The organism is Micromonospora sp. NPDC049151, from assembly GCF_040648395.1.
Taxonomy (GTDB): domain Bacteria; phylum Actinomycetota; class Actinomycetes; order Mycobacteriales; family Micromonosporaceae; genus Micromonospora.
Genome location: NZ_JBEZDP010000005.1, coordinates 234559 through 249189 on the forward strand (window position 1 = coordinate 234559; position 14631 = coordinate 249189).

Sequence of the window (14631 nt, forward strand, 5' to 3'; positions counted from 1 at the left end):
GGCGCTGGCGTATCGGGGCTCAGGCGGCCAGGTGCTTCTCCAGGTCGTCCAGGATCTTGTTGGCGGCGCCCACGCCGATGCCGGTCATCCAGATCTCGTCGGAGACCACGTGCGCCTTGCCGGCCTTGACCGCGGACAGGCCCTTCCACAGCGTTCCGCCGGTGACCTTGGCCTGCTCGGCGGCGGCCTTCTCGCCGTACGCGGTCACGAACACCACGTCACCGTCGGCCTCGGCGATGCGCTCCGGGCTGACCCGGTCCATCCGCTTGTCCTCCTTGTCGGCGAGCATCTGCCGCTCGGGGCGGCCCAGGCCGGTGTCGCCGACGACGATGCCGGAGAACGAGTCCGGCCCGTACAGGCGGATCTCGGTCGGCATGAAGCGCACGATGGAGACCTTGCGGGATGAGGCGTCGCCGAGCTTCGCGCCGAAGTCCTTCGCCCGCTTCTCGTACTCGGCCAGCAGGTCCTTGGCCTGCTGCTCCTTGCCCAGCGCCGCGCCGTCGAGGAGGAAGTTCTCCTTCCAGGTGACGCCGACCTTCTCGGTGAACACGGTCGGGGCGATCTTGGCCAGTTCGTCGTAGAACTTCTCCTGGCGGAACTTGCTGCCCAGGATCAGGTCCGGGTTGAGCGCGTTGATCGCCTCCAGGTCCGGCTCGGTGAGCACGCCGACCTCGGTGATGCCGGCGAGCTTGTCCGCGCCGAAGTAGGTGGGCCAGCTCTTCGCCTCACCGGCGGTCGCCGCGCCGACCGGGGTCACGCCCAGCGACAGCGCGGTATCGATCTTGTCGGTGTCGAGCACGACCACACGCTTCGGCTCGGCGGGGACCTTCGTGGTGCCCATGGCGTGGGTGATCTCCCGGGTCTCCCCGGTGCCGGTGCCGGCGACGGGGTCGCTCTCCCCGCATGCGGTGAGGCCGACGCCGAGAGTGAGGGCGGCGGTGAGTGCGACGGCGAGACGACGCATGAGGTTCCTTTCGGTGGTGCGGGTCGGCGCGCTCAGGCGTCGCCGACGGGGGCGCCGGCCGTGGCCGGCGTGCCGGCCGGAGCGGCCGAGGTCTGGGTGGGCGCGGTCTGGGCCGGAGCGGCGTGGGTGGCCCCGGTCTGGGTGAGGGCGGGCACCACGAGCGGGGCGCCGCTGACCGGGCAGGGCACGACCACGCAGTCCAGGCCGAACACGTCGCGGACCAGGTCCGCGGTGAGGATCTCGCGCGGCTCGCCGGCGGCCACCACCGCGCCGTCGCGCATGGCGATCAGGTGGTCGGCGTAGCGGGCCGCCTGGTTGAGGTCGTGCAGCACGGCCACCACGGTCCGGCCGCGTTCGGCGCGCAGCCGGTGCAGCAGGTCCAGCACCTCGACCTGGTGGGCCAGGTCGAGGAACGTGGTCGGCTCGTCCAGCAGCAGCGCGTCGGTGTCCTGGGCCAGAGTCATGGCGATCCACACCCGCTGGCGCTGCCCGCCGGAGAGCGTGTCCACCGGGCGGTCGGCGAGCGCACCGACGTCGGCCAGCCGCATGGCCTCCTCGACCGCCCGCCCGTCCTCGGCCGACCACTGCCGCCACCAGCGCTGGTACGGCTGCCGGCCGCGCCCGACCAGGTCGGCCACGGTGATCCCCTCCGGGACCAGCGGGCTCTGCGGCAGGACGCCGAGCCGCCGGGCCACGTCCCGGGTCGGCAGGTCGCGGATCGCCGCGCCGTCGAGCAGCACCGCGCCGCGCCGGGGCGTGAGCAGCCGGGCCATGGTGCGCAGCAGCGTCGACTTGCCGCAGGCGTTCGGGCCGACGATCACGGTGAAGGTGTCGGCCGGCAGGTCGAGGTCGAGTCCGTCCAGCACGGTGCGGCCCTCGTAGCCGACGACCAGGTCGCGGGTGGACAGCAGCGCGGTCACGACCGCCTCCCTCGGGTGCGCAGCAGCACGAAGATCAGGTACGGCCCGCCGATCGCCGCGGTGAGCACGCCGGCCGGCAGTTGGGTGGGTGCCAGCAGCCGGCGGGCACCGAGGTCGGCGAGGACCAGCAGCAACGCGCCGAGCAGCGCGGCGCACAGCAGCGGCGGGCGCTCGGCGCGGACCAGCCGCCGGGCCACCTGCGGGGCCACCAGCGCCACGAAGTCGACGGCGCCGACCTGGGCGGTCACCATGGCGGCAGCCAGTACGCCGGTGCCGGCCAGCCCCATGCGCCGGGCCACCGGCCGCAGGCCGATCCCCCGCGCGGTGTCGTCGTCGAGCGCGCTGCTGCGCAGCGCCCACCCGGCCCAGAGCAGCACCGGCAGCAGGACCGCGAGCATGCCGGCGATCCAGGCCGCCTCGCTCCATCCCTTGCCGGCGAGCGTGCCGATGAGCCAGATCTGGGCGCGCAGCCCGTCGATCGGGTCGGCGGTGAGCATGACCACCTCGATCAGCGCCCGGAACGCGAACGCCACAGCCACACCTGCGAGCACGAACCGCTGGGCCGCGAGGCCGTGCCGGGCGCCGAGCGCGAACACGGCCACCGCGGCGGCCAGGCCGCCGAGCAGCGCCGCCGGCGCCACCAGCACCGCCGCCGCGCCGCTGGTCAGCGCGATCGTCGCGGCCAGCCCGGCGCCCTGCGTGACACCGATGACGTCGGGGCTGGCGAGCGGGTTGCGGGCCACGCTCTGGATCAGCGTGCCGGCCACGCCGAAGGCCGCCCCGGCCACCGCCGCGAGGACCGCGCGAGGCAGTCGCAGGTCGCGCACCACGAGGTCGTACGGGGTGCCGGCGCCGGAGAGCGACCGCACCACGTCGACCGGGGCGACGTACGGCGTACCCAGGGACAGGCTGACCACCACCGCGACGCAGAGCAGCACGAACAGGACAAGCGCCACGACAAGGGGCCGCCACCGGAACGGCACCACCACCGCCCCGGCCCGCAACACCCCACGCCCGGGGCCGCCACGCCCACTCCGCTGATCTTGCACTTTGAGCCCCCGAGATGCCGGGATCACCCTTTTCGCCGGGGCAGCAAGTGCAAGATCGCCGGAGCCGGGGGCGGGGCCGGGGCCGGGGGTGGGGTGGGGGGTGGTCATGTGGTCACCGTCTTGGCTCGGTGGACCAGGAAGGCCAGGAGCGGGGCGCCGAGCAGGGCAGTGATGATGCCGGCGGGGATCTCGCCGGGCGGGGAGACGAGACGGCCGGCCACGTCGGCAGCGAGCAGCAGCGCGGGACCGAGCAGCGCGGCGACCAGGAGCGTCCACCGCTGGTCCGCGCCGACCAGTGCCCGGGCCAGGTGCGGCACCGCCAGCCCGACGAACGCGATCGGCCCGGCGGCGGCCACCGCCGCGCCGGTGAGCAGCACGCCACCGGCCCCGGCGGCGAGCCGGACCAGGGCGACCCGGTGCCCGAGCCCCCGGGCCACGTCGTCGCCGAGGGCGAGCGCGTCCAGGCCGCGGGCGGCGAGCGCGGCCAGCAGCACCCCGGCCACCACGAACGGCAGCACCTGCCCGGCGACGGCGACGCCCCGGCCGGTCAGCCCGCCGACCACCCAGAAGCGGTACTCCTCGAACGTGCGGGCGTCGATGGTGAGCAGCGCGTACACCATGGCGCCGAGACCGGCGTCGAGCGCGGCGCCGACCAGCGCGAGGGTGACCGGGCTGGCGCCCTCGCGGGTGCGGTTGGCGATGGCGAACACGAGCAGCCCGGCGAGCAGCGCGCCGGCGGTGCCGAACCAGACGTACCCGGCGAGCGTGCCCACACCGAACACGGCGATGGCCAGCACCACCCCGAACGACGCCCCGGCGCTGATGCCCAGGATCCGCGGCTCGGCCAGCGGGTTGCGGGTGACCGCCTGGAACAGCACGCCGGCCAGCGCCAGCGCCAGGCCGACGACGAGCCCGAGGGCGGTACGCGGCAGCCGCAGTTCCCGGACCACGACGCTGGCGTCGCCGCCGTCCGGGGCCACCAGCGCGTGCCACACCTGGTCGACGGGAAGGTGCCGGCTGCCGAGCGCCAGGCTGGCGAGCAGCGCCAGCAGGAGCAGGAGCGCCGCCGCCACGGTGACCGCGACGCGGCGGACGGTGCCGCGGCGGACGGGAGTCCCGGCCCGCGCGGGCCGGACGGCGACGGTGGTCACGAGAGAGATTCGCCTTCCGATTAGGTGCGCCTTACCTTAGCTGACCAGGTAAGGCGAACCTAAGCGGGCGCTGTCGATGGGGTTGCGCCTCCACCGGGGGGAGGCGCGATGGTGGTCGGCATGGACGGTGCGGAGCGCTACTCGATCGGTGACCTGGCCCGGCGGACCGGGCTGCCGGTGAAGACCATCCGGTTCTGGTCCGACAGCGGCATCGTGCCGCCCACCGACCGGGGACCGGCCGGCCACCGGCGCTACGACGCGGCGGCGGTGGCCCGGCTCGACCTGGTGCGGACGTTGCGCGAACTGGGTGTGGACCTGCCCACCGTGCGCCGGGTGGTGACGCGCGAGGTCACCCTGCCCGAGGTCGCCTCGGCGCACGCGGACGCGCTGACCGCGCAGATCCGCCTGCTGCGGACGCGCCGCGCGGTGCTGACCGTGATCGCCCGGCGCGGGGCCACGCCGTCCGAGGCGGACCTGCTGCACCGGCTGGCCGGCCTGGCCGCACGGGAGCGACGGCGGCTGGTCGACGAGTTCCTCGACGCGGCGTTCGGGGGCTTGAGCGAGCCGGCGTTCGCGGGCATCCGCCGGTCGCTCACGCCGGAGCTGCCGGACGATCCGGACGACGGCCAGATCGAGGCGTGGGCGGAGCTGGCCGAGCTGGCCCTGGACCCGTCCTTCCGGGCCGGGCTGTGCCGGCTGGCCGAGCAGCACGCGGCCGATCGGGCCGGCGTCGAGGGCGTACGCCGGGACGTGGTCACAGTGATCCGGGAGGAGGTGGCCCCGGCGCTCGCCGACGGCGTCGAACCGGCCTCGCCCGGGGCCGACCCGGTCCTGGCCCGGGCGGCGAGCCGGTACGCACGGCTCTGCGACGTGCCGGACGACGCCGACCTGCGCCTCCGGATGCTGGACCGGTTGCGGACCGCGCGCGATCCCCGCCGGGAGCGGTACCTGGAACTGCTCTGCGTGGTCAACGGCTGGCCACCGGCCGAGAGCCTGGCACCGGTGCTGGACTGGTCGATCCGGGCACTGTGCGCCCGGCAGCCCCTAGCCTGAGGGCATGCGATTCGACAGGCACACAGTGGTGCTCCTGGTCCGCCCGGACGACGCGCCCGAGCTGCCACAGGACGCCCTCGACCGGATTCAGGACGCCCACCTGGCGCACCAGGCCGGGCTGGTGGAGCAGGGCGCGGTACTCGCGGCCGGACCGTTCCTGGACGGCGACGACGAGCGGATCCGCGGCTTCGCGGTGCTGTCCGTCGACCCGCAGATGGCCCGTGAGCTGTACGCGAACGACCCGGCCGTCCGGGCGGGACGGCTGGTCGCGCGGGTGAGCAGCTGGATGGTGCCGGAGGGTCAGGTCCGCTTCGAGCTGGTGCCGGTCCCCCGCTCGATGCTGGAGGCCGCGGCCGGCGACTGAGGCGGGTCAGTCCTCCGTTGCCTGCCGGCTGCCCGGCACCACGGGCGTCGGCCAGACCCCGGCGCGGGCGGCCACCGGCACCTCGACCTGGTGGTCGGACCAGACGTACGTCTCGGGCAGCAGGTCGGCGATCGGGATGGCGCGCAGCCCGTCGGGCGGGCCGAGGATCACCTTTATCGACGGGAAGTAGTCGAGCAGCACCTGACGGCAGCGCCCGCACGGCGGAATGACGCCCCGCCCCCGGTCCCCCACCGCGACGATCGCCTCCAGCTCGCCCGCGCCCTGGGTCGCGGCGGCGCCGAGGGCCACCACCTCGGCGCACGGGCCGCCGGTGAAGTGGTAGACGTTCACGCCGCTGAACACCCGGCCGTCGGTGCTTCGTACGGCGGCGGCGACGGTGTGGTTGTCGCTGCGGCAGCGCAGCTTCGCGACGGCGGTGGCGGCCTGCACGAGCGCCCGGTCGGTGTCCCGCATGATCATCCCCGCCCCTCGTCGGCCTCGTCCGTCGGCCTCGTCGGCGGCAACCTTATCCGGCGGGGACGGCCCGGCCGGGGAGGGCACGCCCAGCGCCGGTAACCCGGGAGCGGTCCGCCGCGCGGCTGCCTATCCTTGGCGACGACATGCAGAATCCAGCCGTACCCGCCGCCCCTGAGACCGCCCGCGACCTGCACCGCCGCCTCGCCCCCCTGATGTTCCGCGACCAGCGGCGGCTCCAGCGGCGGCTCGACGGCGTGCGCAAGCTGCGCGACCCGCAGCGGCGGGAGGCGGCGCTGGCCGAGATCGCGGCCGACGTGGCCCGGGCCGAGTCGCGGCTGGAGTCCCGCCGCGGGGCAGTGCCGGCGATCACCTATCCGCCGCAGTTGCCGGTCAGCGAGCGCAAGGACGACATCGCCGCCGCGATCCGCGACCACCAGGTGGTGATCGTGGCCGGTGAGACCGGTTCCGGGAAGACCACCCAGCTGCCCAAGATCTGCCTGGAGCTGGGGCGCGGGATCACCGGCCTGATCGGGCACACCCAGCCCCGCCGGCTGGCGGCCCGCACCGTCGCCGACCGGATCGCCGACGAGCTCGGCACCGAGCTGGGCGACGTGGTCGGCTACAAGGTGCGCTTCACCGACCAGGTGGGCGACAACAGCCTGGTCAAGCTGATGACCGACGGCATCCTGCTGGCCGAGTTGCAGACCGACCGGATGCTGCGGCAGTACGACACGCTGATCATCGACGAGGCGCACGAACGCAGCCTCAACATCGACTTCATCCTCGGCTACCTCAGGCAGCTCCTGCCCCGCCGGCCCGACCTCAAGGTCGTCATCACCTCGGCGACCATCGAGACGGACCGGTTCGCGAAGCACTTCGCCGACGCCGCGGGCGAGCCGGCGCCGGTGGTCGAGGTGTCCGGGCGTACGTACCCGGTGGAGGTCCGCTACCGGCCGCTGGTCGAGGTCACCGAGGCCGAGGAGGAGGACGAGGCCGACGAGGAGAACGTCCGGGACCAGATCCAGGCCATCGGCGACGCGGTCGAGGAGCTGGCCGCCGAGGGGCCGGGCGACATCCTGGTGTTCCTCAGCGGCGAGCGGGAGATCCGGGACACCGCCGACGCGCTCGGCAAGCTGGTGCAGTCCAAGCGGTCGCTGCTCGGCACCGAGATCCTGCCGCTGTACGCCCGGCTCTCCACCGCCGAGCAGCACCGGGTCTTCGCCGCGCACTCCAACCGCCGGGTGGTGCTGGCCACGAACGTCGCGGAGACCTCGCTGACGGTGCCCGGCATCAAGTACGTGGTGGATCCGGGCACCGCGCGGATCTCCCGCTACTCCAGCCGGCTCAAGGTGCAGCGGCTGCCGATCGAGCCGGTCTCGCAGGCCAGCGCCAACCAGCGCAAGGGCCGCTGCGGGCGTACCTCGGACGGCATCTGCATCCGCCTCTACGACGAGCAGGACTTCACCTCCCGCCCCGAGTTCACCGACCCGGAGATCCTGCGCACCAACCTGGCCTCGGTCATCCTCCAGATGACGTCGATCGGGCTCGGCGACGTGGCGGCGTTCCCGTTCATCGACCCGCCGGACCGGCGCAACGTCACCGACGGCGTCAACCTGCTGCACGAGCTGGGCGCGCTCGACCCGGCCGAGTCCGACCCGGCGAAGCGGCTCACCGCGCTGGGGCGGCGGCTGGCGCAGCTCCCGGTCGACCCCCGGCTGGCCCGGATGGTCCTCGAAGGCGAGCGCAACGGCTGCGCCACCGAGGTGGTGGTGATCGCCGCCGCGCTGTCCATCCAGGATCCGCGCGAACGCCCGGTCGACAAGCAGGCCCAGGCCGACCAGGCGCACGCCCGGTTCGCCGACAAGGAGTCCGACTTCGTCGCGTACCTGAACCTGTGGCGCTACCTGCGGGAGAAGCAGCGGGAGCTGTCGTCGGGCGCGTTCCGCCGGATGTGCAAGGCCGAATACCTCAACTACCTTCGGGTACGCGAGTGGCAGGACATCGTCAGCCAGTTGCGCCAGGTGTTGCGTACCGCCGACAAGGGTGAGGGCCGGCGCGGCGCCGGCGCCGACCTGCCGGAGGAGATCGACACCCCGAAGGTGCATCAGTCGCTGCTGCCCGGCCTGCTGTCGCACCTCGGTCTCAAGGACGCGCAGAAGCACGAATACCTGGGCGCGCGGGGCGCGAAGTTCGCGATCTTCCCCGGGTCCGCGCTGTTCAAGAAGCCGCCGCGCTGGGTGATGGCCGCCGAGCTGGTGGAGACGTCCCGGCTGTGGGGCCGGGTGGCCGGCCGGGTCGAGCCGGAATGGGTCGAGCCGCTCGCGCAGCACCTGGTCAAGCGCAGCTACAGCGAGCCGCACTGGGAGAAGAGGCAGGCCGCGGTGATGGCCTACGAGAAGGTCACGCTGTACGGCATCCCGCTCGTCACCTCCCGCAAGGTGAACTTCGGGCGGATCGACGCAGGTCTGAGCCGGGAGCTGTTCATCAGGCACGCCCTGGTCGAGGGCGACTGGCAGACCCACCACCAGTTCTGGCGGGACAACCAGAAGCTGCTGACCGAGATCGAGGAGCTGGAGAACCGGGCCCGGCGCCGCGACATCCTGGTCGACGACGAGACCATCTTCGCCTTCTACGACCAGCGCATCCCCGCCGACGTGGTCTCCGGCCGGCACTTCGACTCGTGGTGGAAGAAGACCCGCCGGGAGCGGCCCGACCTGCTCACGTTCACCCGTGAACTGCTCGTCAACGACGGCCGGGGCGGGGTGGACGAGGAGGACTTCCCCGACGAGTGGCGGGCCGACGGCGTGACGCTGCCGCTGACGTACACGTTCGACCCGACAGTGCCCACCGACGGCGTCACAGTGGACATCCCGCTGCCGCTGCTCAACCAGGTGCCGGCGGAGAGCTTCGACTGGCAGGTGCCGGGGCTGCGCGAGGAGCTGGTGATCGCGCTGATCCGGTCGCTGCCCAAGCCGGTGCGGCGCAACTTCGTGCCGGTGCCCGACTACGCCCGCGCCGCGCTCGCCGCGATCACCCCGGGCGAGGAGCCGCTGCTCGCCGCGCTGACCCGGCAGTTGCGCCGGATGACCGGCGTGACCGTACCGGCGGACGCGTGGGACCTGGGCCGGCTGCCGCCGCACCTGCGGGTCACGTTCCGGGTGCTCGGCGACGACGACAAGCCGGTCGCCGAGGGCAAGGACCTGCCGGCGCTGCAACGCGAGCTGCGCCAGGAGGTACGCCAGGTGGTGGCCGCCGCCGCGCCGGACGTGGCCCGTACCGGGCTGACCGGGTGGTCGATCGGCACCCTGCCGCGCACCATCGAGCAGGTACGCGCCGGCTTCGCGGTGACCGCGTACCCGGCGCTGGTGGACGAGGGCGCGACGGTCGGGGTGAAGGTGTTCGACTCGGCCGCCGAGCAGGAGGCGGCGCACTGGGCGGGCACCCGGCGGCTGCTGCGGCTGACGACGCCGTCACCGGCGAAGTTCCTCCAGGGGCGGCTGAGCAACGAGGCGAAGCTGGCGCTGTCCCGCAACCCGCACGGCAGCGTGCCGGAGCTGATCGAGGACGCGGCCGGGGCGGCGATCGACAAGCTGATCGGCGACGCGGGCGGCCCGGCCTGGGACGCCGAGGGTTTCGCCGCGCTGCGCGACAGGGTGCGCGCGGACCTGGTGGACACCGTGGTCGAGGTGATGGATCGGGTACGCCGGGTGCTCGCTTCCGCGTACGCGGTGGAGCAGCGGCTCGGCGCCACCCGCAACCTCACGGTGGTGGCCGCGCTGGCGGACATCCGCAACCAGCTCACCGGCCTGGTGCACAAGGGTTTCATCACCGAGACGGGGTACGCGCGCCTGCCCGACCTGCTGCGCTACCTGACCGCGATCGAGCGCCGGCTGGACCGGCTTCCCGGCAACCCGCAGCGCGACAAGCAGCAGCAGGACCGGGTCGCCGTGGTGCAGAAGGAGTACCAGGACATGCTGGCCGCGCTGTCTCCGGCCCGGCGCCAGGAGGCGGCGGTCCGCCAGATCCGCTGGATGATCGAGGAGCTGCGGGTGAACGTCTTCGCCCAGGCCCTGGGCACCCCCTACCCGGTCTCCGAGCAACGCATCTACCGAGCCATGGACGACGCCGAGTCCCGCTGACGCCACCCGCCGCGCGCCGCCGCGCTCGTCGATCTTGCACTTGGTGCCCCCGCGCTGGGGCATTCACACCTTTCGCCGGGGCCGAAAGTGCAAGATCGCGCGGGAGAGGGGGCCCTAGAGGGGTTCTACGCCTGGGGGGAGTTCGGCGGTGGCGGTGGCGTCGTGGACGTACTCCAGGAGGATGCGGCGTAGTTCGCGCCCGGCGTGGGTGGGCACCACGTCGCGGCGGCGGGCGACCGCTATGGTCCGGCGGACGCCGGGCGGCACGAGCCGGGTGACCCGGATGCCGGCGCGGCGGGCCACCACGATGCCGGGCACCAGCGCGACGCCGAGCCCGGCCTCGACGAAGCTGAGCACCGCGTCCATCTCCCCGCCGTCGACGGACAGGGTCGGCTCGAAGCCGGCCGCGCGGCAGGCCTGGAGCGTGGCGTCGCGCAGGTCGTAGCCCTCGCGGAACATGACGAGCGGCTGGTCGCGCAGGTCGGTGATGCGCAGCTCGCCGGTGGCCGAGGCGCCCGGCAGCGGGTCGACCGAGGCGACCACCAGGCTCTCCCGCAGGATCGGGTCGGCGCGCAGCCCCGGGTCGGTGCCGGCCGACGGCATGATGATCAGCGCGAGGTCGAGGCCGCCGCGGAGCAGGTCCCGGACGAGGTCCTGCGAGCCACCCTCCTCCACGCGCAGGTCGACGGTGGGGTGCGCGTCGCGGAACCGGCGCAGCACCGGTGGGGCGAGCGAGGTGGCGAGGCTGGGCGTGGCGCCGAGGCGGACCCGGCCGCGCCGCAGCCCCACCAGCTCCTGGACCTCGCGGGTGGCGGTCTCCACGTCGGCCAGGATCCGTTTGGCCAGCGGCAGCAACACCTCGCCGGCCGCGGTGAGCCGGATGTTGCCCCTTACCCGCTCGAACAGCGGGGCTCCCAGGTCGGTCTCCAGCGCGTGAATTTGCTTACTCAACGAGGGCTGGGTTATGCCGACAAGATCGGCCGCCTGGGTGAAATGTCGTACTTCGGCGACCGCTACGAAGTACCGGAGCTGATGGAGCTGCATCACCATAGCTTACGGCTATCGATGCTGCGATTTCGATGCATTGGACGCCTGATCGAAGTGCTCCTAGCGTCGACCGCGTGGTAATCACGAAAACTCGGTCGCCCATCCGCTCGAACGTCGGCCTCAAGGCCGTCATGGCGGTGACGGGCATCATTCTTGTGCTGTTCCTGATCGCCCACATGGTCGGCAACCTGAAGATCTTCACGGGCGAGACGTCGTTCGACCACTACGCGCACTGGCTGCGGGACATCGGCACGCCGCTGCTGCCGACGACCTGGTTCCTGTGGATCCAGCGCACGGTGCTCACCGCCGCGGTCGTCGGGCACATCGGCGCGGCCACCGTGCTCGCGATGCGGTCCCGGGCCGCCCGCCCGGTCCGGTACGCGCACCGCCGCAAGATCCACGTGAACTACGCGGCCCGCACGATGCGCTGGGGTGGTGTGATCATCCTGCTCTTCGTGATCTACCACATCCTCGACCTGACCACGGGTCACCTGAACCCGCAGGGCGACCCGTCCAACCCGTACGGCAACGTGGTCGCGGGCTTCGCGCCGGAGCGCTGGTACGTCACGCTCTTCTACACCCTCGCGCTGGTGACCCTCGGCTTCCACCTGCGCCACGGCGCCTTCAGCGCGTTCCGCAGCCTCGGCCAGCAGACGCCGAAGGGCGAGCGCCGGGCTCGGATCGCCGCGCTCGTCTTCGCCGTCGCGCTGGTCGGCGGCTACCTGCTGGTCCCGTTCGCCGTGATCACCGGATTGGTGTCCTGACATGGATCTCTACACCGAAGGCGACCCGATCGCCGACACCCGGGCCCCGGACGGCCCGATCGAGACGCGGTGGGAGCGCCACCGCTTCGAGATGAAGCTGGTCAACCCGGCCAACCGCCGGAAGATGACGGTGATCGTGGTCGGCACCGGCCTGGCCGGCGGCTCCGCCGCCGCCACGCTGGCCGAGCAGGGCTACCAGGTGCGGTCCTACTGCTACCAGGACAGCCCGCGCCGGGCCCACTCGATCGCCGCGCAGGGCGGCATCAACGCCGCCAAGAACTACCGCAACGACGGCGACTCGGTGCACCGCCTCTTCTACGACACGGTCAAGGGCGGCGACTTCCGCTCCCGTGAGTCGAACGTGCACCGGCTGGCCGAGGTGTCGGTGAACATCATCGACCAGTGCGTGGCCCAGGGCGTGCCGTTCGCCCGCGAATACGGCGGCCTGCTGGACACCCGTTCCTTCGGCGGCGCCCAGGTGCAGCGCACCTTCTACGCCCGGGGCCAGACGGGCCAGCAGCTGCTGCTCGGCGCGTACCAGGCCCTCGAACGGCAGATCGGCCTGGGCAACGTGGAGATGAACGCCCGCCACGAGATGCTCGAACTGGTGATCGTGGACGGCCGGGCACGCGGCATCGTGGTCCGCGACATGGTCACCGGTGAGATCAGCACCGAGATGGCCGACGCGGTCGTGCTCGCCACCGGCGGCTACGGCAACGTCTTCTACCTCTCCACGAACGCCAAGGGCTGCAACGTCACCGCCTCCTGGCGGGCACACCGCAAGGGCGCGTACTTCGCCAACCCCTGCTACACGCAGATCCACCCGACCTGCATCCCGGTCTCCGGCGACCACCAGTCGAAGCTGACCCTGATGAGCGAGTCGCTTCGTAACGACGGCCGGGTGTGGGTGCCCAAGGCCAAGGGCGACCAGCGCAGCCCTCGGGAGATCCCCGAGGACGAGCGGGACTACTACCTGGAGCGGATCTACCCGTCCTTCGGCAACCTGGTCCCCCGCGACATCGCCTCCCGCGCCGCGAAGAACGTCTGCGACGAGGGACGTGGCGTGGGCCCGACCGGCCTCGGCGTCTACCTCGACTTCGCCGACGCGATCAACCGGCTGGGCCGCCAGGCCATCGAGGCCAAGTACGGCAACCTCTTCGAGATGTACGAGCGGATCACCGGCGAGGACCCGTACGAGGTCCCGATGCGGATCTACCCCGCCGTGCACTACACGATGGGCGGCCTCTGGGTCGACTACGACCTCCAGTCGTCGATCCCCGGGCTGTTCGTGATCGGTGAGGCCAACTTCTCCGACCACGGCGCGAACCGGCTCGGCGCCTCGGCGCTGATGCAGGGCCTGGCGGACGGCTACTTCGTGCTGCCGAACACGCTCGCCAACTACCTGGCCTCCTCCGGCCCGCTGGAGAAGGTCGACGCGAGCCACCCCGAGGCGGTCGCGGCGCGTACCGACGTCGAGGACCGGATCAAGCGGCTGCTGGCGATCAACGGCGACCGCACCGTCGACTCGTTCCACCGCGAGCTGGGCCAGATCATGTGGGAGCACTGCGGCATGGAGCGCTCCGAGGCCGGGCTGCGCAAGGCGATCGACGAGATCCGCGCGCTGCGCGAGCAGTTCTGGCAGCGGGTGCGCGTGCCTGGTGACGGCGAGGGCCTGAACCAGTCGCTGGAGAAGGCCGGCCGGGTGGCCGACTTCTTCGAGCTGGCCGAGCTGATGTGCATCGACGCGCTGCACCGCGAGGAGTCCTGCGGCGGCCACTTCCGGGCCGAGCACCAGACCCCGGACGGCGAGGCGCAGCGCGACGACGAGCGGTTCGCCTACGTGGCGGCCTGGGAGTACACCGGCACCGGTGAGCCCGTGCTGCACAAGGAAGACCTGACCTTCGAATACGTCCACCCCACGCAGCGGAGCTACAAGTGAACCTGACCCTGCGCATCTGGCGCCAGACCGGCCCCGAGGACAAGGGTCGGATGGTCACCTACCCGGTGCGGGACGTGTCGCCGGACATGTCCTTCCTGGAGATGCTCGACGTGCTGAACGAGCGGCTGATCCTCGACGGCGAGGAGCCGGTCGCGTTCGACCACGACTGCCGCGAGGGCATCTGCGGCATGTGCAGCCTCATGATCAACGGTGAGGCGCACGGCCCGCAGCGCGGCACCACCGCCTGCCAGCTGCACATGCGGCAGTTCTCCGACGGCGACACGATCGACATCGAGCCGTGGCGGGCCCGGGCCTTCCCGGTCGTCAAGGACCTGGTGGTCAACCGCAACGCGTTCGACCAGATCATCGCGGCCGGCGGTTACGTCACCGCGCCGACCGGCAGCGCCCCGGAGGCGCACTCGGTGCCGGTGCCGAAGGCCGACGCGGACGCGGCGTTCGAGTCGGCGGCCTGCATCGGCTGCGGCGCCTGCGTGGCGGCCTGCCCGAACGGCTCCGGCATGCTGTTCACCGCCGCGAAGATCACCCAGCTCTCGCTGCTGCCGCAGGGCCAGCCGGAGCGCTACACCCGGGTGATCGGCATGGTGGACGCGCACGACGAGGCCGGCTTCGGCGGCTGCACCAACATCGGCGAGTGCGCGGCAGCCTGCCCGAAGGGCATCCCGCTGAACACCATCGGCCGCCTCAACCGGGACTACCTGAAGGCGACCGCCAAGCGCTCCGGCTCCTGACCGGACACCGCACGA

At 72.6% G+C, this 14631-nt stretch carries 12 protein-coding genes; 6 read left to right on the top strand and 6 right to left on the bottom strand.

The genetic code is table 11. The features are described 5' to 3' along the window. Window positions 1–19 precede the first annotated feature (19 nt). The 4 genes from AB0B20_RS08975 to AB0B20_RS08990 form a co-directional block, all read right to left on the bottom strand. A complete protein-coding gene (locus AB0B20_RS08975) occupies window positions 20–964 on the bottom strand; it encodes an iron-siderophore ABC transporter substrate-binding protein (protein ID WP_357469326.1) in 945 nt (314 codons plus the stop codon). A gap of 32 nt (window positions 965–996) precedes the next feature. After that, the gene (locus AB0B20_RS08980; protein WP_357469329.1) at window positions 997–1884 is read right to left on the bottom strand and encodes an ABC transporter ATP-binding protein; all 888 of its coding nucleotides are present in this window, start codon (window positions 1882–1884) and stop codon (window positions 997–999) included. Beyond that, window positions 1881–2891 carry an iron ABC transporter permease gene (locus tag AB0B20_RS08985; protein ID WP_357469332.1) on the bottom strand — a complete coding sequence of 337 codons (1011 nt, stop codon included), beginning with the start codon at window positions 2889–2891 and terminating at the stop codon, window positions 1881–1883. The genes AB0B20_RS08980 and AB0B20_RS08985 overlap by 4 nt, the downstream gene beginning before the upstream one ends. Before the next feature lie 146 nt (window positions 2892–3037). Then, window positions 3038–4084, bottom strand: a complete 1047-nt coding sequence (locus AB0B20_RS08990; protein WP_357469335.1) for an iron ABC transporter permease — start codon at window positions 4082–4084, stop codon at window positions 3038–3040. A 108-nt stretch (window positions 4085–4192) separates the two neighbouring features. On the opposite strand from AB0B20_RS08990, the gene AB0B20_RS08995 reads away from it, so the two are divergent. Both AB0B20_RS08995 and AB0B20_RS09000 read left to right on the top strand, forming a co-directional pair. Further along, entirely contained in the window at window positions 4193–5137 is a 945-nt protein-coding gene (locus AB0B20_RS08995) for a MerR family transcriptional regulator (protein WP_357469340.1), read from the top strand. Window positions 5138–5141: 4 nt separating this feature from the next. Continuing rightward, window positions 5142–5501 carry a YciI family protein gene (locus AB0B20_RS09000; RefSeq protein ID WP_357469343.1) on the top strand — a complete coding sequence of 120 codons (360 nt, stop codon included), beginning with the start codon at window positions 5142–5144 and terminating at the stop codon, window positions 5499–5501. A gap of 6 nt (window positions 5502–5507) precedes the next feature. On the opposite strand, the gene AB0B20_RS09005 is transcribed toward AB0B20_RS09000, so the two are convergent. Continuing rightward, window positions 5508–5981, bottom strand: coding sequence for a cytidine deaminase (locus AB0B20_RS09005; protein ID WP_357469346.1), 474 nt, complete (start codon window positions 5979–5981; stop codon window positions 5508–5510). Window positions 5982–6121: 140 nt separating this feature from the next. Between AB0B20_RS09005 and hrpA the strand changes: the two genes are divergently transcribed. Next, a complete protein-coding gene (gene hrpA, locus AB0B20_RS09010) occupies window positions 6122–10117 on the top strand; it encodes an ATP-dependent RNA helicase HrpA (RefSeq protein ID WP_357469349.1) in 3996 nt (1331 codons plus the stop codon). A gap of 114 nt (window positions 10118–10231) precedes the next feature. Here hrpA and AB0B20_RS09015 read toward each other — a convergent pair whose 3' ends face one another. Then, the gene (locus tag AB0B20_RS09015; RefSeq protein ID WP_357390227.1) at window positions 10232–11167 is read right to left on the bottom strand and encodes a LysR family transcriptional regulator; all 936 of its coding nucleotides are present in this window, start codon (window positions 11165–11167) and stop codon (window positions 10232–10234) included. A gap of 29 nt (window positions 11168–11196) precedes the next feature. Between AB0B20_RS09015 and AB0B20_RS09020 the strand changes: the two genes are divergently transcribed. The 3 genes from AB0B20_RS09020 to AB0B20_RS09030 are packed head-to-tail and all read left to right on the top strand — an operon-like array spanning window position 11197 to window position 14616. Next, window positions 11197–11928: a succinate dehydrogenase cytochrome b subunit gene (locus AB0B20_RS09020; RefSeq protein ID WP_357469352.1), complete on the top strand. Its 732-nt coding sequence runs from the start codon at window positions 11197–11199 to the stop codon at window positions 11926–11928. Between the two features lies 1 nt (window position 11929). Next, window positions 11930–13867, top strand: a complete 1938-nt coding sequence (locus AB0B20_RS09025) for a fumarate reductase/succinate dehydrogenase flavoprotein subunit (protein ID WP_357390225.1) — start codon at window positions 11930–11932, stop codon at window positions 13865–13867. Beyond that, window positions 13864–14616: a succinate dehydrogenase/fumarate reductase iron-sulfur subunit gene (locus tag AB0B20_RS09030; RefSeq protein ID WP_357390223.1), complete on the top strand. Its 753-nt coding sequence runs from the start codon at window positions 13864–13866 to the stop codon at window positions 14614–14616. The genes AB0B20_RS09025 and AB0B20_RS09030 overlap by 4 nt, the downstream gene beginning before the upstream one ends. Window positions 14617–14631: the final 15 nt, after the last annotated feature.